The 20,377-nt window shown below is 67.1% G+C and carries 22 protein-coding genes; 15 read left to right on the forward strand and 7 right to left on the reverse strand.

Translation table 11 applies throughout. The annotated features are described in order from the left end of the window. Position 1: 1 nt before the first annotated feature. Genes QM693_RS18070 through QM693_RS18080 form a run of 3 tightly spaced genes read right to left on the reverse strand, consistent with a single transcriptional unit; the run spans position 2 to position 3,767 of the window. A complete protein-coding gene (locus QM693_RS18070) occupies positions 2 to 1,348 on the reverse strand; it encodes an MFS transporter (RefSeq protein ID WP_283353039.1) in 1,347 nt (448 codons plus the stop codon). Between the two features lie 35 nt (positions 1,349 to 1,383). Beyond that, on the reverse strand, positions 1,384 to 2,751 hold the full coding sequence (locus tag QM693_RS18075; protein ID WP_280782783.1) for an MFS transporter: 1,368 nt from the start codon (positions 2,749 to 2,751) through the stop codon (positions 1,384 to 1,386). Positions 2,752 to 2,792: 41 nt separating this feature from the next. Beyond that, the gene (locus QM693_RS18080; protein WP_280782784.1) at positions 2,793 to 3,767 is read right to left on the reverse strand and encodes an amidohydrolase family protein; all 975 of its coding nucleotides are present in this window, start codon (positions 3,765 to 3,767) and stop codon (positions 2,793 to 2,795) included. A gap of 359 nt (positions 3,768 to 4,126) precedes the next feature. On the opposite strand from QM693_RS18080, the gene QM693_RS18085 reads away from it, so the two are divergent. The 5 genes from QM693_RS18085 to QM693_RS18105 are packed head-to-tail and all read left to right on the forward strand — an operon-like array spanning position 4,127 to position 7,982. Next, positions 4,127 to 4,864 (forward strand): PIG-L deacetylase family protein, encoded by a 738-nt coding sequence (locus tag QM693_RS18085; RefSeq protein ID WP_280782785.1) that lies wholly within the window; start codon positions 4,127 to 4,129, stop codon positions 4,862 to 4,864. Then, complete coding sequence (locus QM693_RS18090) at positions 4,861 to 5,577, forward strand: 4-carboxy-4-hydroxy-2-oxoadipate aldolase/oxaloacetate decarboxylase (protein ID WP_283353040.1); 717 nt, start codon at positions 4,861 to 4,863, stop codon at positions 5,575 to 5,577. The genes QM693_RS18085 and QM693_RS18090 overlap by 4 nt, the downstream gene beginning before the upstream one ends. Continuing rightward, complete coding sequence (locus tag QM693_RS18095) at positions 5,577 to 6,668, forward strand: 4-oxalomesaconate tautomerase (protein ID WP_283353041.1); 1,092 nt, start codon at positions 5,577 to 5,579, stop codon at positions 6,666 to 6,668. The genes QM693_RS18090 and QM693_RS18095 overlap by 1 nt, the downstream gene beginning before the upstream one ends. Further along, a complete protein-coding gene (locus QM693_RS18100) occupies positions 6,665 to 7,630 on the forward strand; it encodes a VOC family protein (protein ID WP_283353042.1) in 966 nt (321 codons plus the stop codon). The genes QM693_RS18095 and QM693_RS18100 overlap by 4 nt, the downstream gene beginning before the upstream one ends. A gap of 31 nt (positions 7,631 to 7,661) precedes the next feature. Beyond that, on the forward strand, positions 7,662 to 7,982 hold the full coding sequence (locus QM693_RS18105; RefSeq protein WP_283353043.1) for a DUF2218 domain-containing protein: 321 nt from the start codon (positions 7,662 to 7,664) through the stop codon (positions 7,980 to 7,982). Here the strand turns inward: QM693_RS18105 and QM693_RS18110 are convergent. The 4 genes from QM693_RS18110 to QM693_RS18125 all read right to left on the reverse strand — a co-directional run bounded on the left by QM693_RS18110 (position 7,967) and on the right by QM693_RS18125 (position 11,613). After that, positions 7,967 to 10,462 (reverse strand): ATP-binding cassette domain-containing protein, encoded by a 2,496-nt coding sequence (locus QM693_RS18110; RefSeq protein ID WP_283353044.1) that lies wholly within the window; start codon positions 10,460 to 10,462, stop codon positions 7,967 to 7,969. The genes QM693_RS18105 and QM693_RS18110 overlap by 16 nt on opposite strands. 52 nt (positions 10,463 to 10,514) lie before the next feature. Continuing rightward, entirely contained in the window at positions 10,515 to 10,928 is a 414-nt protein-coding gene (locus tag QM693_RS18115) for a VOC family protein (protein ID WP_005260756.1), read from the reverse strand. Between the two features lie 13 nt (positions 10,929 to 10,941). Next, the gene (locus QM693_RS18120) at positions 10,942 to 11,382 is read right to left on the reverse strand and encodes a helix-turn-helix transcriptional regulator (RefSeq protein ID WP_105414745.1); all 441 of its coding nucleotides are present in this window, start codon (positions 11,380 to 11,382) and stop codon (positions 10,942 to 10,944) included. Positions 11,383 to 11,445: 63 nt separating this feature from the next. Beyond that, complete coding sequence (locus tag QM693_RS18125; RefSeq protein WP_009476923.1) at positions 11,446 to 11,613, reverse strand: hypothetical protein; 168 nt, start codon at positions 11,611 to 11,613, stop codon at positions 11,446 to 11,448. 200 nt (positions 11,614 to 11,813) lie between these two features. Between QM693_RS18125 and QM693_RS18130 the strand changes: the two genes are divergently transcribed. The 10 genes from QM693_RS18130 (at position 11,814) to QM693_RS18175 (ending at position 20,367) form a co-directional block, all read left to right on the forward strand. Further along, positions 11,814 to 12,515: an RNA polymerase sigma factor gene (locus tag QM693_RS18130; protein ID WP_283353045.1), complete on the forward strand. Its 702-nt coding sequence runs from the start codon at positions 11,814 to 11,816 to the stop codon at positions 12,513 to 12,515. A 12-nt stretch (positions 12,516 to 12,527) separates the two neighbouring features. Beyond that, complete coding sequence (locus tag QM693_RS18135) at positions 12,528 to 12,752, forward strand: anti-sigma factor family protein (RefSeq protein WP_105414927.1); 225 nt, start codon at positions 12,528 to 12,530, stop codon at positions 12,750 to 12,752. 118 nt (positions 12,753 to 12,870) lie between these two features. Beyond that, entirely contained in the window at positions 12,871 to 13,176 is a 306-nt protein-coding gene (locus QM693_RS18140) for a hypothetical protein (RefSeq protein ID WP_283335741.1), read from the forward strand. Between the two features lie 121 nt (positions 13,177 to 13,297). Then, positions 13,298 to 14,167, forward strand: coding sequence for a MurR/RpiR family transcriptional regulator (locus QM693_RS18145; protein ID WP_283335742.1), 870 nt, complete (start codon positions 13,298 to 13,300; stop codon positions 14,165 to 14,167). Between the two features lie 148 nt (positions 14,168 to 14,315). Further along, positions 14,316 to 15,485 (forward strand): ABC transporter ATP-binding protein, encoded by a 1,170-nt coding sequence (locus tag QM693_RS18150; RefSeq protein WP_283335743.1) that lies wholly within the window; start codon positions 14,316 to 14,318, stop codon positions 15,483 to 15,485. Beyond that, on the forward strand, positions 15,485 to 16,843 hold the full coding sequence (locus QM693_RS18155) for an extracellular solute-binding protein (RefSeq protein WP_283353046.1): 1,359 nt from the start codon (positions 15,485 to 15,487) through the stop codon (positions 16,841 to 16,843). Before QM693_RS18150 ends, QM693_RS18155 begins: the two co-directional genes overlap by 1 nt. 30 nt (positions 16,844 to 16,873) lie before the next feature. Beyond that, positions 16,874 to 17,623, forward strand: coding sequence for a tyrosine-protein phosphatase (locus QM693_RS18160; RefSeq protein ID WP_283335745.1), 750 nt, complete (start codon positions 16,874 to 16,876; stop codon positions 17,621 to 17,623). Between the two features lie 25 nt (positions 17,624 to 17,648). Further along, positions 17,649 to 18,512 carry a phosphodiesterase gene (locus QM693_RS18165; RefSeq protein WP_283353047.1) on the forward strand — a complete coding sequence of 288 codons (864 nt, stop codon included), beginning with the start codon at positions 17,649 to 17,651 and terminating at the stop codon, positions 18,510 to 18,512. Then, positions 18,512 to 19,465 carry a carbohydrate ABC transporter permease gene (locus QM693_RS18170; RefSeq protein WP_283353048.1) on the forward strand — a complete coding sequence of 318 codons (954 nt, stop codon included), beginning with the start codon at positions 18,512 to 18,514 and terminating at the stop codon, positions 19,463 to 19,465. Before QM693_RS18165 ends, QM693_RS18170 begins: the two co-directional genes overlap by 1 nt. A gap of 8 nt (positions 19,466 to 19,473) precedes the next feature. Beyond that, on the forward strand, positions 19,474 to 20,367 hold the full coding sequence (locus tag QM693_RS18175) for a carbohydrate ABC transporter permease (RefSeq protein WP_283353049.1): 894 nt from the start codon (positions 19,474 to 19,476) through the stop codon (positions 20,365 to 20,367). Positions 20,368 to 20,377: the final 10 nt, after the last annotated feature.

Below are 20,377 nucleotides of genomic sequence, written 5' to 3' on the forward strand. Positions count from 1 at the left end.
TTCACAAGGAGACCCGTTCGCGCACTGAACTCGTCGTCGCACGCGACCCGACGCGGTCCGTCACGAAGACCACCACCAGCGCTGCCACCGCGAGCAGGGCGGCAACCGCGAAGGCCCCGAACCCCCACCGTGGAGTCCCGGAAGCGACGAGCACGCCGCCCAGCCAGGGGCCGAAGACAGCGCCGAACCGGCCGATCCCCGACGTGAGCCCGACGGCGGTGGCCCGGAAGTCGGCCTCGCTGTGCGCGGCGGCGCCGGCGTAGACCATGGTCTGGGCGCTGAACAACCACACACCGGTCGCGAAGACCACGGCGTAGGTCGCGGCGAGCGGCATCTGCATCGACAGCGCCGCGATACCGATCGCGGTCAACGCGAACCACACGAGCGCGGTCGGGATCGGTCCGACCCGGTCGGCCACCTGCCCGGCGATCAGCATGCCCGCGATGCCACCGAGATTGATCACCAGCAGGAAGCTCAACGCCGAGCCGAGTTCGTACCCGGTCGACCGCATCATGACCGGCAGCCAGGTGGCCACCCCGTACACCAGCAGCAGCCCGGCGAACGACGCCGTCCACAACGCCGGGGTGGTGATCGCACGGGATCCGGCGAAGAGCAGGCGGATCCGGTGCGCAGTCGTCGACGACGCCCCGCCCGTGCCGGTCGGGGCCGTCACGAAGTCCGCGACCGCCACACCTCGACTGCGAGCGAGCGCTTCGGCATCGGCGACGCGGCCGCGAGCGAGCAGGTACCCCATCGATTCGGGGAGGAACTTCAGCATGAGCGGCACGGCGAGTATCAGCGGTAGGCCACCGAGCAGGAACAGGAAGCGCCATCCGCGGCTCTCCAGGAAAAGCATGCTCAGTCCCGGAGCGAGGATGCCACCGGCCTGATGGGCGGTCATCAGCGACGCGACCATCAGGTTCGCCCTGCCGCGCGGGGCGTACTCCATGACCATCGAGATGGCGGTGGGGATGAGCCCGCCGAGGCCGAGGCCGGCCACACCCCGCGCCGCTGCGAAGACCTCGACAGAGGGGGCGACCGCGCAGGCAAGTGACGCGATCGAGAACAACGCGACGCCCGCGACGATCGCGGTACGCCGGCCGAGCCGGTCGGCGATCGGTCCGGCAGCCAGCGCGCCGATCAGCATGCCGAGGGTCGCGACGCTGCCCACGGTGCCGGCGGCTCCGGGGCTCATTCCGAGGGCCGGGTCGGCGAGCATGCGCGGCAACACCGCACCGTAGACGAAGGTGTCGAGCCCGTCGCACAGGATGGCGAACCAACACAGGGCCAGCACCGTGAGAGCGAGGCGGGTCCGGGCGTGCTCGGACCCGGTGTGGTCGATGGTCATGGGCACTCCAGATGATTGTGGGGCTTCAGCCCTGGTCATGCCGTGGTGGGTGCTGTCGGTACCTCCACGGGCGGATCGGTGAGCCGGGCCTGCCGGGTCCTGGGTCCGAAGACGGCCAGAGCGAGCGCACCGACCAGCCAGCTTCCGGCGATGAAGTAGAAGACGCTTTGATACCCGGTGCCGGTGTACAGCGCGGCGATGACGAGCGGACCGACGGCGTTCGACAGACGTCCGAGCCCGTAGGAGACACCAGTGCCCAACGACCGGGTCCGAGTGTCGAACAGTTCCGGGGAGTAGGCGTAGGCCACTGCGGTGTACCCGCGCTCGAAGAAGTTCACGAGGAAGCCGAACACCACGATCATGATCGGGTTGAACGTCAGCCCGTAGAAGAGGCCGCAGATCGCGATCACCACACCGAATGCGACGAGGCACCACTTGCGTTCGACGCGGTCGGTGACCTGTGCGGCGAGGAAGCAGCCCAGCGGCGCACCGACCGTCGTCAGCGCGACGTAGAAGATCGACTTCTCCACGCTGAGGCCCTCCTGCGCCAACAGGGTGGGCGCCCAACTGGAGTAGCCGAAGAAGCCGACGGTCTGGGTCACCCACATGACCGAGAGCAGGACCGTGGGAACCAGGTACCTCTTCTGCAGGAGCAGCCGCAGCGGAGCCTTGGTCTGCTTGGTCGCCACCGCGATCGGGGCGGCAGGATCGGGCAGCGGGCCCTTCTCCGCGGCGACGCGGGATTCGATCTCGCTCAGAACGGCGTCGGCCTTCTCGTACTGCCCCTTGCTCTCGTACCAGCGGGGCGATTCCTTCAGGTGCCGGGTGAAGAGGAGGAAGAGGATGCCGAGACTGCCCCACAGGTAGACCAGCCGCCACGACCAGTCGGTGAGCGGAACGACCGCGGCGGCAACGAGGTTGGTGACCGGCGTGCCGCAGATGCCGATGACGATGGCGTAGGCCTGGTACTTCCCGCGAACGGCGGCGGGGTAGATCTCGTTGACGTAGATGACCGCCACCACGGTCATCGCCGACAGCCCCGCCGAGGTGAGAACCCGCAGTACGCCGAGGGACACGATGTCCCAGGAGAACACCGACGCGAACGAGAAGACGGCGAACCACAGGGTGGTGATGGCCAACGCGTTCTTACGGCCCCAGCGGTCGGCGATCCAGCCACCGATGAGGGAGCCGAAGAACATGCCGACGAAGGACAGGGAGGTCACGTAGGCGACCTGGTTGACGGTGACCCCCCACAGCTTGACGAGTTTGGGGACGGTGGTGGCGAACGTGTTGATGTCCGCGAACTCGAAGAAGTAGGCGAACGAGACGGCCACCAGGGTGATCTTGTGGAACCGCGAAATCGGCAGGCGGTCCAGCCGATTCGCTGCGTTGGAATGCTGCACGGGACAATCCTTCTCGGGAAATGTTGCAGTGGAGGGAGGGCTCAGTAGTCCTCGCCCGGCCAGTACAGGCGCATCGGATTGGCCACGAGGAGCTTGTGCTGCAGTTCCGGCGTGGTGGCCACGTGGGGAATGTGGTCGACGAGGAGCCCGTCGTCGGGCATGTGGTCGGTGAGATTGGGGTGGGGCCAGTCGCTGCCCCAGAGCACCGAATCCGGGAACTCCTCGACCACTCGTTGACTGAAGGGCACGACGTCGGTGTAGGCGTTCTGTTCGCCGTTCAGCGCCGGCGGGCCGGTGACGGTGAGCCGTTCCGGGCAGCTGACCTTCACCCACGCCTCGTTACGCGCGACGAAGCTCAGGAATCGGCTGAACTCCGGCCCGTCGACAGGTCGAGTGACGTCCGGTCGTCCCATGTGGTCCACCACCAGCGGGGTGGGCAACGTGTCGAAGAAACCCTCCAGGCCTTCCAGGTCGGGGCCCTCGAAATAGATGACGATATGCCAACCCAGGGGGGCGATCTTCTGCGCGATGGTGGTCAGGTCGTCCTTCGGGGTGCCCTCGACCAGTCGCGGAAGAAAGTTGAACCGCACTCCTCGCACGCCCGCCTCGTCGAGTCGGCGCAACTCGGCGTCGGTGATGTCGGGGCGGACCGTGGCGATGCCGCGTGCCCGGCCGCCTGCCGCCTGAACGGCGTCGACCATCGCGCTGTTGTCCGATCCGTGGCAGGTCGCCTGAACGATGACGTTGCGACTCATCCCCAGGTGATCACGCAGCGCGAAGAGTTGATCCTTGCTCGCATCGCACGGGGTGTACTTGCGTTCGGTCGCGAAGGGGAACTGGGCGCCGGGCCCGAAAACGTGGCAGTGGGCGTCCACCGATCCCGCCGGCACCTCGAAGCGCGGCGTGGATGGGTTCTGGTACCAGTCCAGCCAGCCCGGGGTCTTGGTGAAAGGTCCGGTCCCCGCCAGTAGTGCGGACGTACTTCCCTGGAACGCGCGTCGACTCAGATCCGACATAGTTTCTTTCTCCTTGGCATCCTGCACAATGCGTCAGCAGTGCGGCCGTTGTGTCCATGTTGACCGGAAATCCCTGCGGGCCAACGAGTACCGACGGCACCGCATCGCTCGCGCCCGAATCGGCGCGGCGCCGCGGCGCCGAACGAAACAGCCGGCATGGCACTCCTCACAGCGATGATCCAATCGCGTGACTCAGGTCACTCGGCACATAACCTATACGATCCGCCACGATCTCCACAACCTTCTCGTCGTGAAAAATGAGTACGTGATTGTTGACAATTTGGTCGGCAATATGCGCTACTTGCTACCGGGCGAGGTGCCCCCGTCCACATCTCGGACAGCGAGGAAAGGAATCTCTCATGGCACATCAGGTAGAACCGGCCCTGCTGGTCGTCAGCGCCCACGCGGGCGACTTCGTCTGGCGGGCCGGCGGAGCCATTGCCGCCGCCACTGCTCGCGGCGAACGCGCGAAAGTCGTGTGCCTGAGCTACGGCGAGCGCGGTGAATCCGCTCGGGCATGGCGGGACGGCAAGTCGCTCGAGGAGATCAAGGACATCCGGCGGGGAGAAGCGGAAGCGGCCGCGTCGGCCCTGGGAGCGGAGATCGAGTTCTTCGACGCCGGCGACTACCCGCTGCTGCCCTCGCCGGAGTTGGTCGACCGGTTGGTGCACGTCTATCGCGACGTCAATCCGACTGTCGTGCTGACCCATCCGCTGATCGACCCGTACAACGCCGACCATCCCGCGGCCGCCCGAATGGCGCTCGACGCCCGCATCCTGGCCCAGGCGATCGGGTACCCCGCCGAGGGTGAGCCCCTGGGCGCCCCGCCGGTGTTCTTCTTCGAGCCGCACCAGCCCGAACAGTGCGACTTCAAGCCGAACGTGCTGATCGACATCACCGACGTCTTCCCGCAGAAGCGCAAGGCGATGGAATCCCTTGTGGCGCAGGAACACATGTGGACCTACTACACCGACCTCGCGCGACGGCGCGGTGTCCAGGTCAAGCGCAACGCCGGACCGAACCTCGGCTTCAGCACCGACACGATGGGTGAGGCGTACGTGCGGTACTACCCGCAGGTGGCGGAGGTGCTGTCGTGAAAGACCCCGTGATCCTCACCGACCCGGCCAAGACCCCCCTCGACACGGTCGACGCCCTCGCCGAGTTCGGCACCGCGACGGTGCACGAGGCGCAGGGGCGTACCGGCCTCGCCGGCCCGCAGTTCCGTCCCATCCAGTCCGGCGCCCGGATCGCCGGCACCGTCGTCACCGTCCTGTCCTGGCCCGGCGACAACCTGATGATCCACGCCGCCATCGAACAGTGCAGCGCCGGCGACATCCTGGTGGTCACCACCAACTCCCCCTCGACGGACGGCATGTTCGGCGAACTGTTCGCCACCGCCCTGCAGGCGCGGGGTGTCCGCGGACTCGTCATCGACGCCGGCGTCCGCGACGTCGCCGAACTGAACGAGATGGGCTTTCCCGTGTGGTCCACCGCGGTGTCCGCGCAGGGCACGGTCAAGGCCACCGCCGGCGCGGTGAACATCCCCGTGACCCTGGGCCTCGTGTCCGTCGACGCGGGCGACGTCGTGGTGGCCGACGACGACGGTGTGGTCATCGTGCCCCGCGCCACCGCCGCCGACGCGGTCGCCGCCTCCCGCGCCCGGCTGGAGAAGGAAGAGGCTGCGCGACAGTCCTTCCGCGCCGGCGAGCTGGGCTTGGACCGGTACGGTCTGCGTCCGGTCCTCGACTCCCTCGGCGTGCGGTACCTGTCGCAGAAGCAGTACCGGCTGGAACAGCAGGAGACGCTGTAATGGGCGGCATCGCCTGCACGTGGATGCGGGGCGGTACGTCCAAGGGGGCGTTCTTCCTCGCCGCGGATCTCCCCTCCGACCTCCGCGAGCGGGACGATCTCCTGCTGCGCGTCATGGGCTCCCCCGATCCCCGTCAGATCGAGGGGATCGGCGGTGCCCACCCGCTCACCAGCAAGGTCGCGGTGATCGGCCCGTCGGATGATCCGCGCGCAGACGTCGACTACCTGTTCCTGCAGGTTGCGGTGGATCAGGCCCTCGTGTCGTCGGCGCAGAACTGCGGCAACATCCTCGCCGGCGTCGGCCCGTTCGCCGTCGAACACGGCCTGGTGCCTGCCGATTCCGAGCACACGAGTGTCCGGATCCGGATGGTCAATTCGGACGGCTTCGCCACGGCAACGTTCCCGACACCGGGCGGGCAGGTCGATTACGCCGGCACCTGCGAGATCGCCGGAGTGCCCGGCGCCGCCGCCCCGATCAGCATCGCGTTCTCCGGCACCGCCGGCTCGACCTGCGGGACGCTGCTCCCGACCGGCCGCGTCGTCGACACCATCGACGGAGTGGACGTCACCTGCATCGACAACGGCATGCCGACGGTCCTGATCGCCGCCGCCGATCTCGGGGTGAGCGGACACGAGAGCCCCGACGAACTCGAGGCCGACACCGACCTGGCCGACCGGCTCGCCCACATCCGTTCGCAGGCAGGAAAATTGATGGGCCTCGGCGATGTGTCCACCACGACCGTCCCCAAGATGACCTTGGTCGCCGCCCCGCTCGGCGACGGCACCCTCGACACCCGCACGTTCATCCCCGTGCGGTGCCACACCGCCATCGGCGTGCTCGGAGCGCTCACCGTCGGCACCGCGGTCCGGATCCCCGGATCGGTCGCCGATCGACTCAGCCGTCACCGCGACGACGGCGTCGTCCGCATCGAACACCCCACCGGGTACTTCGACGTCGACATCGACCTGACCTACACCGGTGACGCCGGCGTCGACATCCGCCGCGCCGCCGTGATCCGCACCGCCCGCACCCTGTTCGACGGCACCGTCTACCCCCGGCCCGCCGGCCCCCACACCGAGGACAACTCATGAGCACCGACGACGCCCGCTTCGACATCGCCCACCTCGGCTACGTCGAACTGTTCACCCCGACCTTCGACGAGAGCAGGTGGTTCTTCACCGAACTGCTCGGCCTGCGCGAAGTCGCCGCCGACGGCGACAGCGTGTACCTGCGTTCGTGGGACGACTACCAGCACCACTCCCTCAAGCTCACCGCCCACGACACGTCGGGCATCGGGCGGCTGGGCTACCGGACGTCGAGTGCTGCGGCACTGGAACGCCGTGTCGCGGCGATCGAGGCCGCCGGCCGCGGAATCGGGTGGCGCGACGGTGATCCCGGAATCGGCAAGACCTACACGTTCGCCGACCCCGACGGGCACCCGATGGACCTGTACTGGGAGGTCGAGAAGACCGCTCCTCCGGCGGAGTTCGCGCCGGCGCTGAAGAATCAGGCCGAACGCTACCCGGGGGCACCCGCCACGGTCCGCCGCCTCGACCACGTGAACTTTCTCGCCGCCGACGTCGAGACCAATGGAACCTTCGTCCGGGACGTCCTCGGCGGCCGTCCCACCGAACAGATCCGGCTGAACACCGGCAAAATCGCCGGACAGTGGCTGACCTTCACCAACAAGAGTTACGACGTGGTGTACACCGAGGACTGGACGGGCAGCAACGGGCGTCTGCATCACATCGCGTTCGCCACCGACACCCGCGAGGACATCCTCCGCGCCGCCGACGTCTTCCTCGAAAACGGTGTTTACATCGAGACCGGACCCCACAAGCACGCCATCCAGCAGACGTTCTTCCTCTACGTCTACGAGCCGGGCGGCAACCGCATCGAGTTCTGCAACCCCGGAGCGCGGCTGATCCTCGATCCCGACTGGGACGTCATCGAATGGACCGAGGCCGAACGCTCCAAGGGCCAGGCGTGGGGAATGAAGACCATCGAGACGTTCCACACCCACGGCACCCCACCCGTTCCGAGCACCCACTGAGACACGGGACGCACCGTCGAAAGGGACCGACATGACCGTCGACGTCACGGGCGGCGAATCGCACGCGACCGTCCGCACCGACCGGCCCGAACGGTACGGCAAACAACTCGTGTCCCACCTCGGCCGCCGCAACGGCGGAGAGTGGACACCGGACACACGATCCGGCTGGATCGACCTGGCCGGCGGCCGCGCCACGGTGACCGCCGGAGACGGCGAACTACACCTGCACCTCGTCGCCGAATCCGGCGAGCTGCCCCGACTGGAAGACGTCGTCGGAAGGCATCTCGTCAGATTCGGCGAACGTGACGGTCTGACCGTCGGATGGGTAAGGGACGGTCAGGTGCCGACGTAGGCCGCGAGGTGCTCGCCGGTGAGGGTGGAGCGGGCGGACACCAGATCCTCCGGCCTGCCCTCGAACACGATCCGGCCGCCGTCGTGGCCGGCGCCCGGGCCGAGGTCGATGATCCAGTCGGCGTGCGCCATGACCGCCTGGTGATGCTCGATGACGATGACCGACTTACCGGAGTCGACGAGCCGGTCGAGCAGTCCGAGCAGCTGTTCGACGTCGGCGAGGTGCAGGCCGGTGGTCGGTTCGTCGAGGACGTAGGTGTCGCCCTTGTCGGCCATGGCGGTGGCCAGCTTGAGCCGCTGCCGTTCGCCGCCGGACAGCGTGGTCAGCGGCTGTCCGAGGCTGAGGTAGCCGAGCCCGACGTCGGCGAGCCTCTGCAGAATCTTGTGCGCCGCCGGGATCCGTGCCTCGCCGGAACCGAAGAACTCCTCGGCCTCGGCCACCGGCATCGCGAGCACTTCGGCGATATTCCGGCCGCCCAGCGTGTACTGGAGCACCTCGGCCTGGAACCGCTTCCCCTCGCACTCCTCGCAGGGGGATTCGACGGTGGCCATCACACCCAGGTCGGTGTAGATGACACCGGCGCCGTTGCATGTGGGGCACGCGCCCTCGGAGTTGGAACTGAAGAGCGCCGGCTTCACGCCGTTGGCCTTCGCGAACGCCTTGCGGATCGGCTCGAGCAGCCCGGTGTAGGTCGCCGGGTTGCTTCGCCGGGAGCCCTTGATCGCGCCCTGGTCGATCGACACCACGCCGTCCCGCCCGGACACCGAACCGTGGATCAGCGAACTCTTGCCCGAGCCCGCCACTCCGGTCACGACCACCAGCATGCCGAGTGGAATGTCGACGTCGACGCCGCACAGGTTGTGGCTGTCTGCGCCACGCACCTCGAGTGCCCCCGACGGTGTGCGCACCGACTGCTTCAGCGACGCCCGGTCGTCCAGATGCCGCCCGGTGAGCGTGTCACTGGAACGCAGACCCTCGACGGTGCCCTCGAACACCACCTGGCCCCCCTCGGTGCCGGCGCGCGGTCCGAGGTCGACGACGTGGTCGGCGATCGCGATCGCCTCCGGCTTGTGCTCCACCACCAGCACCGTGTTGCCCTTGTCGCGCAACTGCAGCAGCAGGCCGTTCATCCTCTGGATGTCGTGCGGGTGCAGGCCGATGGTCGGCTCGTCGAAGACGTAGGTGACGTCGGTGAGCGACGAACCGAGGTGGCGGATCATCTTCGTGCGCTGCGCCTCTCCACCGGACAGGGTGCCCGACGGCCGGTCGAGGGAGAGGTACCCCAATCCGATCTCCGTGAATGAGTCGAGGAGATGTTGCAGCCCGGTGAGCAGCGGGGCCACCGTTTCCACCGCGACCCGTCCTCCGTCCGCTCCTCGCTCCTTCGTCGCTGCGATGCTCCGTCGTCCTCCTGTCGCCGGCGGTTCGTCCAGACCCCGGACCCAGTCGGCGAGGTCGCTGATCTGCATCGAGCAGACGTCGGCGATGTTCTTGCCCTTGATCTTCGACGATCGGGCACCCTCGCTGAGTCGGGTGCCGTCGCAGTCGGGGCAGGTGGCGAACGTGATCGCCCGCTCCACGAACGCGCGGATGTGCGGCTGCATGGCGTCGACGTCCTTGGCCAGGAACGACTTCTGGATCTTCGGGATCAGACCCTCGTACGTCACGTTGACGCCCTCGACCTTGATCTTGGTCGGCGGCTTGTAGAGCAGGTCCTGCAGTTGCTTCTTCGTGAACTTCGCGATCGGCTTGTCCGGATCGAAGTAGCCGCAGCCCCGGAAGATGCGGCCGTACCAGCCCTCCATGCTGTAGCCGGGGATCGTCAGCGCGCCCTCGTTGAGCGACTTGCTGTCGTCGTAGAGCGCCGTCAGGTCGAAGTCGGTGACCGAGCCCCGGCCCTCGCATCGCGGACACATGCCGCCGGTGATGCTGAAGCTCCGCCGCTCCTTCGTCTCCTGACCGCCGCGCTCGATGGTGACCGCGCCCGCGCCGGAGATCGACGCGACGTTGAAGGAGAACGCCTGGGGCGAGCCGATGTGCGGCTTCCCGAGCCGGCTGAACAGGATACGCAGCATCGCGTTGGCGTCGGTGGCGGTGCCGACGGTGGAGCGGGGGTTCGAGCCCATCCGCTCCTGGTCGACGATGATCGCCGTCGTCAACCCGTCGAGTACGTCGACGTCGGGTCGCGCCAGTGACGGCATGAAGCCCTGTACGAAGGCGCTGTAGGTCTCGTTGATCATCCGCTGCGACTCCGCGGCGATCGTGGCGAACACCAGCGAGCTCTTGCCCGAGCCGGAGACACCGGTGAACACCGTCAGCCGGCGCTTCGGAAGCTCGACACTGATGTCCTTGAGGTTGTTCTCGCGCGCGCCGTGCACGCGGATGAGATCGTGACTGTCGGCAAGGTGCAGATCCGGCGACCCTGAATCTTCCCGTCGCTTCGCTCGCCCCGTCGTGCCCGCCTTCGTGCCCGTGCTCATCGTGTCTCCCTCTGTTAGGCGGAGCCGCCTTCGCGGTCTCCGTCGGCGTCGATCAGCGCAGTTCCTGGATACGAACCATGTTGCCCGCGGGATCGCGGAAGGCGCAGTCGCGAACCCCGTACGGCTGCTCGGTCGGCTCCTGAACGACCTCCGCGGAGTCGCTGGCCTGCAGCTTCTCGAAGACGCCGTCGAGGTTCCTGGTGGCCAGGTTGATGGCTGCGTAGGTGCCCTTGGCCATCATCTCGGTGATGGTGCGGCGCTCGTCGTCGGTGATACCGGGGTCGGCGGCCGGCGGATGCAGAACGATGGACGTGCCGGGCTGGTCGGCCGGGCCGACCGTGATCCAGCGCATCCCGTTGTATCCGACGTCGTTGCGGACCTCGAAGCCGAGAGTGTCGCGATAGAAGGCCAACGCGGCGTCCGGGTCGTCCTGCGGGAGGTAGGTCTGGTGAATTGTGATGTCCATGGGATCACGATAATTACGAATCAGCGACCTGCGCTTCTCGATTCCTGATCGGTCTGGTGACCTGTTTCGCCACGCACGACGGAATGCCCGCCGTCGCGTCCGCCTGCTGGCGCCGGTAGGTGCTGGGCGGGACCCCGGTCAGCTCGGTGAAACGCGTGCTGAAGGTGCCCAGCGACGAGCAGCCGACCGCGAAACACACCTCGGTCACGCTGAGGTCGCCGCGACGCAGCAGCGCCATCGCCCGCTCGATGCGCCGCGTCATCAGGTACGAATACGGAGACTCGCCGTACGCGAGCCGGAACTGACGGCTGAGGTGCCCGGCCGACATGTTCACGCCACGGGCGAGCGACTCGACGTCCAGCGGCTGCGCGTGCTCCCGATCGATCCGGTCGCGGACGCGGCGCAGCAGCGCGAGGTCGCGTAAGCGCTGGTTCTCAGCGGTACTGCTCGTCACAAACGAGATCGTGCCACGTCGAACCGGAGTTGCCTAGCGTCACTCGCCCCGCGCTCACGCTCCTCACGCCGGGTCGGGTGTTGCGCCTCGGCAGTGGTCGACGAGCGAGACCTGTTCGTCCGGGGCCGGCAGCCGGTCCCGCTCGGCACCGTCCAGGTGCCGAGCTTCCACTGAACCCAGCTGCTCCCAGTAATTCTCCGACCGCGCCAGCGGAGTCCGCCGAAAGTCCATGCGTCGCCCTCCCTGGATTGCCAGGTCCAGTCGTTGTCTGGGCACCCGGGCCGCCGCGACCGTTACCGCATCGCCGCGGCCCGCCACCCCTCCGCACCGAGTCTTCCCCGCACCGCGAAGCCGAGACAGGGCCGTTCGGCCCTACCACCACGACATCGGGCAGCGTCATCGACGGCTGCCCCCGAGATCAGTAATGTTGGATGGCGTCCGGCCGTCTCACGCGGCCACGCTTCCGGAGCACCTCGATCACCGAGGAGGAGCGGATGACCGAGATCGATACCTCGCACGAGCACTGCCTCGTCGACTCTCTACGGGCACGCGACGAGTCGGCGTTCGCCGAACTGGTCGACCTGCACACACCGATGATGCTGCGCGTGGCGCGGGGATACGTGGCCAGCGCCGAGGTCGCGGAAGACGTCGTCCAGGAAACCTGGATCGCCGTCCTCCAGGGCATCGACAGATTCGAAGGCCGCTCCACCCTCCGTACCTGGTTGTTCCGGATACTCGTCAACATCGCCAAGAAACGGGGAGTGCGGGACCGGCACGATGTCGACGCCGCGCTGGCCGCCTACACGGGCAGCGCCGCCGTGGACCCGTCCCGGTTCCTGCCCGCATCCTCCCCGGAGGATCCACACCACTGGGCGACTCCGCCGACCAGCTGGCCGGAGACCCCCGAGGGGTCGGTCCTCGGTGCGGAGGTACTCGACGTCGCCGGCCGCGAACTCGAGCACCTACCCGACCGCCAGCGGATCGTGGTCGTTCTGCGTGACGTCCTCGGCTACGACGCCGAGGAAGTGTCCGCGATGCTCTCGATCACCCCGGCGAACCAGCGGGTGCTGCTGCACCGGGGTCGCGCGCACGTGCGCCAGGCCCTCGAGGATTATCTTGGAACGGGAGCGTGAGACATGGAAGACATGGACTGCCAGGACCTCGTCGAACTCGTCACGGCCTACCTCGAGAATGACATGGATCCCGACGCCAGGGTCCGATTCGAAACCCATCTGGGCGAATGCCCGGGATGCGCCACCTATCTCGAACAGATCGAGCAGACGGTGCACACCCTCGGCGCGCTCCCCCCGGACGAGCTCGATCCGGCGTTGCGGGACCGCCTGCTCGCCGCGTTCCGCGAGTGGCGTTGACGGCGGGAAACTCGCCGCAAAAATAATCTCCGGCAGGGTGTAACGTTTCGCGCCCTCGCAGACACCGTTCAAGTAGCCGTGAACGTTGGGTTCGCGCACTCGGACAGGAATTCAGACCATGAACGCCACACATTCGCACCAAGACGACCGACGCACCCACCGCGGCTCGCTGCGGAAGCGGATCGTGACCGTGGTGGTGGCTGCAGCCGCATTCGGCGTCCTTCCCGTCGGTGTCGCAGGCGCGGTCGCGCCGGCCGCGGAACACCCGGTCGCCGCAGTGGCCGCCCCTGACACCGGCCGCGACATCCCCGGCGGCAACGACGATCGGACCCGCGATCGGCAGCGCGACCAGCGGCAGGAACGCCGGGCGGAGAACATGCCCACCGATCAGGTCCCGATCATCTGGAACGTCCCAATCAACTGAGTTTGCATACCAACTGAGGGGCAGCATCTTTCGCCACACCCTCGGCTCGGCACCTCCGCCGGTCGGCAATCGGCGGGGCTGCTGTCGCCCTTCGTTCACCGCTGTGTGTTATTCAAGGCTCATGACTGCGTCGTCGATCGATCCGCCCGTAGGAGCCACCCTCTCAGCCATCCGGGCCGTCGCACCCAAGCTGGCTCCGAGCGAGCGTCGGGTGGCGGACGTGTGTGTGGAGCGTCCACAGGATGTTGCGTGGTGGTCGGCGGCCGATGTCGCGGAACACGCAGAGACATCGACTGCCACCGTGATTCGTGCGTGCCAGAATCTGGGTTTCAAGGGGTTCCAGCACTTACGGATGTTGCTGCTACGGGATCTGGGGTCGGCCGATACCGGATCGGGGGGAACACCCGCCCACGAAGAGAACGGCACCGGACTGGTGCGGGCTGTGTTCGCCGAGCTGGCGACGGATCTCGCCGGCGCCCTGGCACCGCTCGACGAAGACTCGTTCGAGCGGGCGGTGACGGCGCTCGCGGAGGCGGAGCGGGTGCTCGTTGTCGGCAACGGAGCGTCCGGACCGTCGGCGGCTGCCGTGGCCGTGCGGTTCATTCTGAACGGCCGCCACGCCGAGGCGCCGACCGACGCCGTGATCCAGCAATTGACTGCCGGGCGCCTGACCTCCCGTGACGTGTGCCTCGCGGTGAGCGACAGCGGGTTGAACTCGGTCACCCTGCGTCCGGTCGAGGCCGCGCGGGCAGCGGGGGCCACGGTCATCGGCGTCACCAGCTACGCCCGTTCGACTCTCGTGGAGAAATCCGACATCGGACTGGTCATCGGCGGCGGTACGGGACCGTGGGGTGGACTGGGCGCATCGGCCACGGTGGTGCAGCTCGCGTTCCTCATCAGCCTGCAGATCGCTGTCTGCCGGGCGCGGGGCGACTCGGCCGAGGCAGCGGCAGAGACGTTCAAACAGATTGTGCCGCTGATCTATCCGTGATGGCATCGTGCTACAGCCGTTGCGCGAAGCATCACCGCTGATTGGATCGCCATTAGCCCGCCATTAACCTGACCCTGGCTAACTACCGATGTAACGAAATTCCCCGTCTCGCCGAGATTGGGTAACGTCATTTCATCGGGAGAGGCCAATGGGCAGGATTCGGATCGAGAATCTGAGTCGAAAGTTCGCAGATTTCACCGCCGTCGACAACATCGACCTCGACATCCGGGACGGCGACTTCCTGGTCCTCCTCGGGCCCAGCGGATGCGGAAAGACCACGCTGCTGAGGATGCTCGCGGGGCTGCTCGCGCCGACCAGCGGACGGATCCTGCTCGACGACGACGACATCACCGCGGCGCCCTCCCGCCGCCGGGACGTCGCGATGGTTTTCCAGAGCTACGCGCTCTACCCGCACCTCAGCGTCGCGAAGAACCTCGCGTTTCCGTTGCGTGTCAAAAAGATGCGTAAGTCGGAGGCAGCGGAGCGCGTCGATGCCGTCGCCCGGCAACTCGACATCGCGCACCTGCTCGACCGAAAGCCGAAGGAACTGTCCGGTGGCCAGCGGCAGCGCGTTGCAGTCGGGCGCGCGATCGTGCGTGATCCGAAGGCGTTCCTGATGGACGAGCCGCTGTCCAACCTCGATGCGAAGCTCAGGACCGCGACGAGGCGCGAGCTCACCGACCTCCATCGTCGCCTCCGCGCCACATTCGTGTACGTCACCCACGATCAGGTCGAGGCGATGACGATGGCGACGCGGATCGCGCTGCTGAACAACGGCGCACTCGAACAGGTCGGAACACCCGAGGACGTCTACGACCGGCCGGCGTCCGTGTTCGTCGCAGGTTTCCTCGGCAGTCCCGCGATGAACCTGCTCGACGCACGCGTCCGCACCGTCGACGGCACTGTTGTCGCGTCCGCCGAGGGCGTGACCGCACCGCTGTGGCGTGGACAGACCGACGGCCGCGACGTCGTCCTGGGCATCCGGCCGGAGCATCTCCGCGTCGCCGACCCTGTGGATCATCCCGGGGTACGGCTGTCGGTCGACGTCACGTCCGTCGAGAATCTCGGCAGCGAGCAGGTCGCGTACTGCGAGGTCGGGGGTGCCACGGTCTGCGTGCGCGCACCGCGACCGATTGCACTGCGCGCCCATCGATCCGCCGCCCTGACCGCGGATCCCGCCCACGTGCACCTCTTCGACCGCGCGACCGGACGCCGCCTGGAATGGGTCGACGTCCCGGAACTCACCGACTCCGACTCCGCGGCCCCCACGGCTGTGGACCACTCTCCCGAAACACTTTCCGCAACAGGAGCAGCGTGATGCGTAGACCGACATTTATTGTCGTCGTAGTGGCGGCCGTGGCCGCCGCTCTGACCGGCTGTGCCACCGGCGGAGCCGCGCCGGGCGCCTCGGGCACCGGCGCACCGGTCCCGGAACTGTCTCCCGACCAGCAGGTCGACATCGTCTTCGAGTCGTACAACCTCCAGCAGGCCGGGCTCTGGTCGGACACGATCAACGGCCTCGTCGCCGACTTCGAGACGCAGCACCCGAACATCCACGTGAAGGCCCAGCCGCCGCAGGGCAGCGGCACGGCCGGCGCCGGAACCGCGAGTAGTGTGCAGACGCAGATGCTCGCCGGCTCGCCCCCCGATGTGGCCCAATTGACCTTCGACACCCTCGATTTCGCCGTCAACGAACTCGGCGCCCAGTCGCTCGACGGACTGTTCGGAGCCGAGGCCGTGGACGCGACGTTCAGTGGAGAGCATCCGTTCCACCCGCGGGCCGCGACCCTCGGCGACTGGGACGGCGAAACGTACGGCATCCCGTACGTGTTCTCCACACCCACCCTCTTCTACAACGCGACCGCGCTCACGAAGGCCGGGCTGCCCGCCGACGCCGACCTGTCGACGTGGCCGAAGGTGGCGGCTGCCGCCAAAGCCGTGACCGCGGCGACGGGCAAGCCGGCGCTGTCCGTGTCGTGCTCGGTCAAGGGCGGCAACTGGTGCATGCAGGCGCTGTTCCGCTCGGCAGGCGGCGATGTGCTGTCACAAGACCGCAAGACCATCGAATTCGGCGAGCCCGGTGCGGTGTCGGCGGTGACCGCGTTGCGGCAGATGTACGACGACGGCGTCCTCGCCAACCTCGACTCGACCACCCAGTACGAGAGTTTCGCGAAGGGCGACGTGGCGATTCAGCTGCAGACGTCGGCTCTGCAGGGGATGTTCATGAAGTCGGCGGCGACTGGCGGCTGGGACCTGCGTGCCGCGCCGATGCCCGCCTTCGAGGGTCACGCCGCGGTGCCCACCAACTCGGGATCCGCTCTGTTCACGTTTTCCCAGGATCCGGCGAAGCAGCGCGCGTCGTGGGAGTTCATCAAGTTCATGACGAGCGACCATGCGTACACCGAGATCTCCAGCAAGATCGGCTACCTTCCCCTGCGCCCGTCCCTCACCGAGGATCCGGCATCGCTGAAGGATTGGGCCGACAACAACCCCCTCCTGGCACCCAATCTCGGTCAGCTCGACAGGCTCGAGGCCTGGGAATCTTACCCCGGCAACAGTTATGTGCAGGCCGACGACATCCTCGGCCAGGCGGTGGAGGACGCGGTCTACTACGGCAAGGATCCGGCCGCCACCATGCAGGCGGCGCAGCAGCGCGTGCAGGAACTCATTCAGTAACCACTTCCGACAGAACGAGACACCGACACCATGACCAGCACTCTGCCTGCGTCGACGAATCATCGACGCCTGAATCTGACCGGCACCTATAACTTCCGCGACCTGGGCGGTTTCCCGACTGATACGGGGACCACCAAGTGGAACAAACTGTTCCGGTCGGACGCGCTTCACCAGCTCGACCAGCCGGCCCGCGACCTGCTCCGGAAGCGGAGACTCGCTCTCGTCATCGACCTCCGCGAACAGCAGGAGCTCGACGACAGCCCGAGCGCACTCGACGGCGTCGGACACCGGGTGGAACACCTGCCGGTGTACGAGGGCGAGATCGACCTCGACGGTGCGAACTTCGACCTCGCGGTCGTCTACCGCGACATGGTCGAGAACTACGGACATCGTTTGACCCGCGCCGTCCGCGCCATCGCCGCCTCGGGCGACGACCCGACCGTCGTGCACTGCACCGCGGGAAAGGATCGCACCGGGCTGGTCGTCGCTCTCACCCTCGCGGCGGTGGGTGTCGATCAACGGGACATCGTCGCCGACTACGCGATGTCCGAGGTCCTGCTGGCCGGCGACTGGGCGCTCGGCATGGCCGAGAAGATGCGCGGCCGCGGCCTCCCCGACGGCGTGGACGTCGATCACCTGGTCGGCGCCAGCCCGGCCGTGCTGATGCGCACGACCCTCGACTCCATCGCAGCCGCGCACGGCGGCGTCCGCGACTACCTCCTCGGCCACGGCATGACCGAGCGTGAACTCGACGACCTGCGCGGCGCACTCGTCGCCTGACACCCACTTCCACAGGAGAGACCTCATGTCCCAGTACGGGGAACCCGACCATTACATCCTGCATGTGAGCGACACCCACTTCGTGACCGATGGCGCCCTGCTCCACGATTCGGTCGACAGCGACGCCAACCTCTCCCGGCTGTTCGAGCGGCTCGAGAAGGCCGGCCGGCGACCCGAGGCCATCGTGTTCACCGGCGACCTCGCCGACAAGGGCGAGCCCGAGGCGTACGTGCGCCTGCGCCGGATCGTCGAGCCAGCCGCGGAGCGCCTCGGCGCGAAGGTGATCTGGGTGATGGGCAACCACGACGCCCGGCCCGCCTTCCGGAGCGGCCTGCTCGACACCGAACCCACCCAGGACTCGGTCGACGCGGTCGTCGATGTCAACGGATTGCGGATCATCGTGCTGGACAGCACGGTTCCGGGATTCCATCACGGCCTGATCAGCGACGAACAGCTGACCTGGCTGACGGACGTCCTGGCCGAGCCGGCACCGCACGGCACCCTGCTCGCCCTGCACCATCCGCCGGTGCCGGGCCTGCTCGACGCCATCGAGTCGGTGGAGCTGAAGGAACAGCACCGGCTCGAGACGGTGCTTGCGGGCACCGATGTCCGCGGAATCCTCGCCGGACACCTGCACTACTCCACGACGTGCACGTTCGCGGGCATCCCGGTGTCGGTGGCATCGGCCACCTGCTACACCCAGGATCTGCTCGTCGACGAGGGCAGCATCCGCGGTCAGGACGGCGCGCAGGGTTTCAACATGGTGCACGTCTACCGCGACCGTGTCCTGCACACGGTCGTCCCCCTCGACGTGTCCCCCGCCGTGTACGAAATGACTGCGGACGATATTCGGCAGTCGATCGAGCAGCTCACGGCGCCCGGCGTCTGATGTTCGTCGAAGTTCCAGCCGCTACCCCCGCCGGCCACGCGGAGACACCGACGGTTCCGTCGCGGGCCGGGCGGGTGCGGCGGGGTCTCGCGCCGTACCTGTATCTCCTGCCCGCCGTCGTTCTGCTGATCGTGTGGATCTACAAACCGCTCGGGGAGACCATCGGCCTGTCGTTCTACAAGTGGAACATGGTGCCCACCAGCCCGAAGGTTCCGGTGGGAATGGACAACTACGTTCGCGTACTGTCGCTGCCCGAGCTCCATCAGGCACTGCGGAACACGATTGTGTACGTCCTCGCGTTCATGGTGTTCTCGTTGCTGCTGCCGATGGTCGTCGCGCTGTTGTCGAACCGGGTCGCCGGACGGTGGAAGACGCTCTACCAGGCCCTGATCTTCGTCCCGTTCCTCATCACCCCGGTGGCCGGCAGCGCGATCTGGCGGTGGCTGTTCAATCCCGAGGGCGGCACGATTCCCCGGATGGCCGCAACCCTGGGGTTCGAGTTGGGCAACGTCTTTCGAGAACCCGGCCTCGCGATGCTCGGTGTCGTGCTGATCGTCGGGTGGCAGATGCTCGGCTTCGGTGTGCTCGTCATCTCCGCCGGACTGGCCGGAATCAATCCCGACTACGCGTCGGCGGCGGCCCTCGACGGCGCGTCGCAAGCGACCATCACCCGCAAGATCACCCTGCCGCTGCTGTCCCCGACCCTCGTGTTCCTCGGCCTCATGACGATTCTTCTGGGGGCGCAGTGGGCGTACCCGATCATCGACATCGTCACGCAGGGAGGTCCGAGCGGTGCCTCCACCAACATCTACTACCTGCTCTACCAGTTCGGATTCCAGAATTTCGACGCAGGACTGTCGGCTGCTGCGGGAACCCTGTTCTTCCTGGGCTTCGGATTGATCGCAGTCGTGTTCGTTCGTGTGTCGGACCGGCTGAGCTTCTACGACAACTAGGACACCCCATGGCATTTGCACTCGTCGATGCGCCGGCCCGATCGCCCGCCGCCGCTGCCCCGACCCGCGATCCCGGCGACGCCCCGGTCGCCACCCGTTCCCGCAGCCGGGTGGCGACCGGGCACGTGGTTCTCGCTGCCGTCACTGTGTTCAGTATCTTCCCGGTGTACTGGATGTTCGCCACCGCGTTCCGCCGTCCCGAGGACTCCCTGTCCGTCAGCCCCGTGCCGTCTCCGTTCAGTCTGGACAACTTCCGCTACGTGTGGGAGACCATTCCGATGGCGTCGATGCTCGTCAACACGTTCGTCATGGCGTTGGCGATGTCCGTCAGCCAGCTTCTGGTCGCGATCCTGGCCGCCTACGCGTTCGCGCGGTGGTCCTTCTTCGGGAAGCAGGTGCTGTTTCTGCTGTTCGTGGGATCGTGGCTGGTGCCGTTCCAGGTCACCATGATTCCGAACTACCTTCTCATCTCACAGATGGGTCTGCTGAATACCGTTGCCGGGATAGTGATCCCGAATCTGTGTTCGGCGTTCGGTGTTCTGCTGATGCGCCAGCACATGGAGGCGTTTCCGCGAGAGTTGCTCGATGCCTCCCAGATCGATGGCCAGAACTCGTGGGCCACCCTGTGGAAGGTGGTGCTGCCCAACATGAGACCGGCACTCGCTGCACTGGGTATCATGTTGTTCATCTCGGCATGGAACGAGTACCTCTGGCCGTCACTGATCATGCGCCAGTCGAATGCGGTCGTCCAGATCGGAATTCGCGGTTTCCTCGGCGCGGAAGGCAACAACTGGGGCGCTGTGATGGCCGCGTCCGGCCTCGCCTGCCTGCCCATCTTCCTGATCTACCTGTTCCTCCAGCGCTACGTGCGCGACGCATTCGTCCGCTCTGGCCTCAAATAACCTTCAGCCG

This window comes from Rhodococcus sp. IEGM 1305 (assembly GCF_030058635.1).
Taxonomy (GTDB): Bacteria; Actinomycetota; Actinomycetes; order Mycobacteriales; family Mycobacteriaceae; genus Rhodococcus_F; species Rhodococcus_F opacus_D.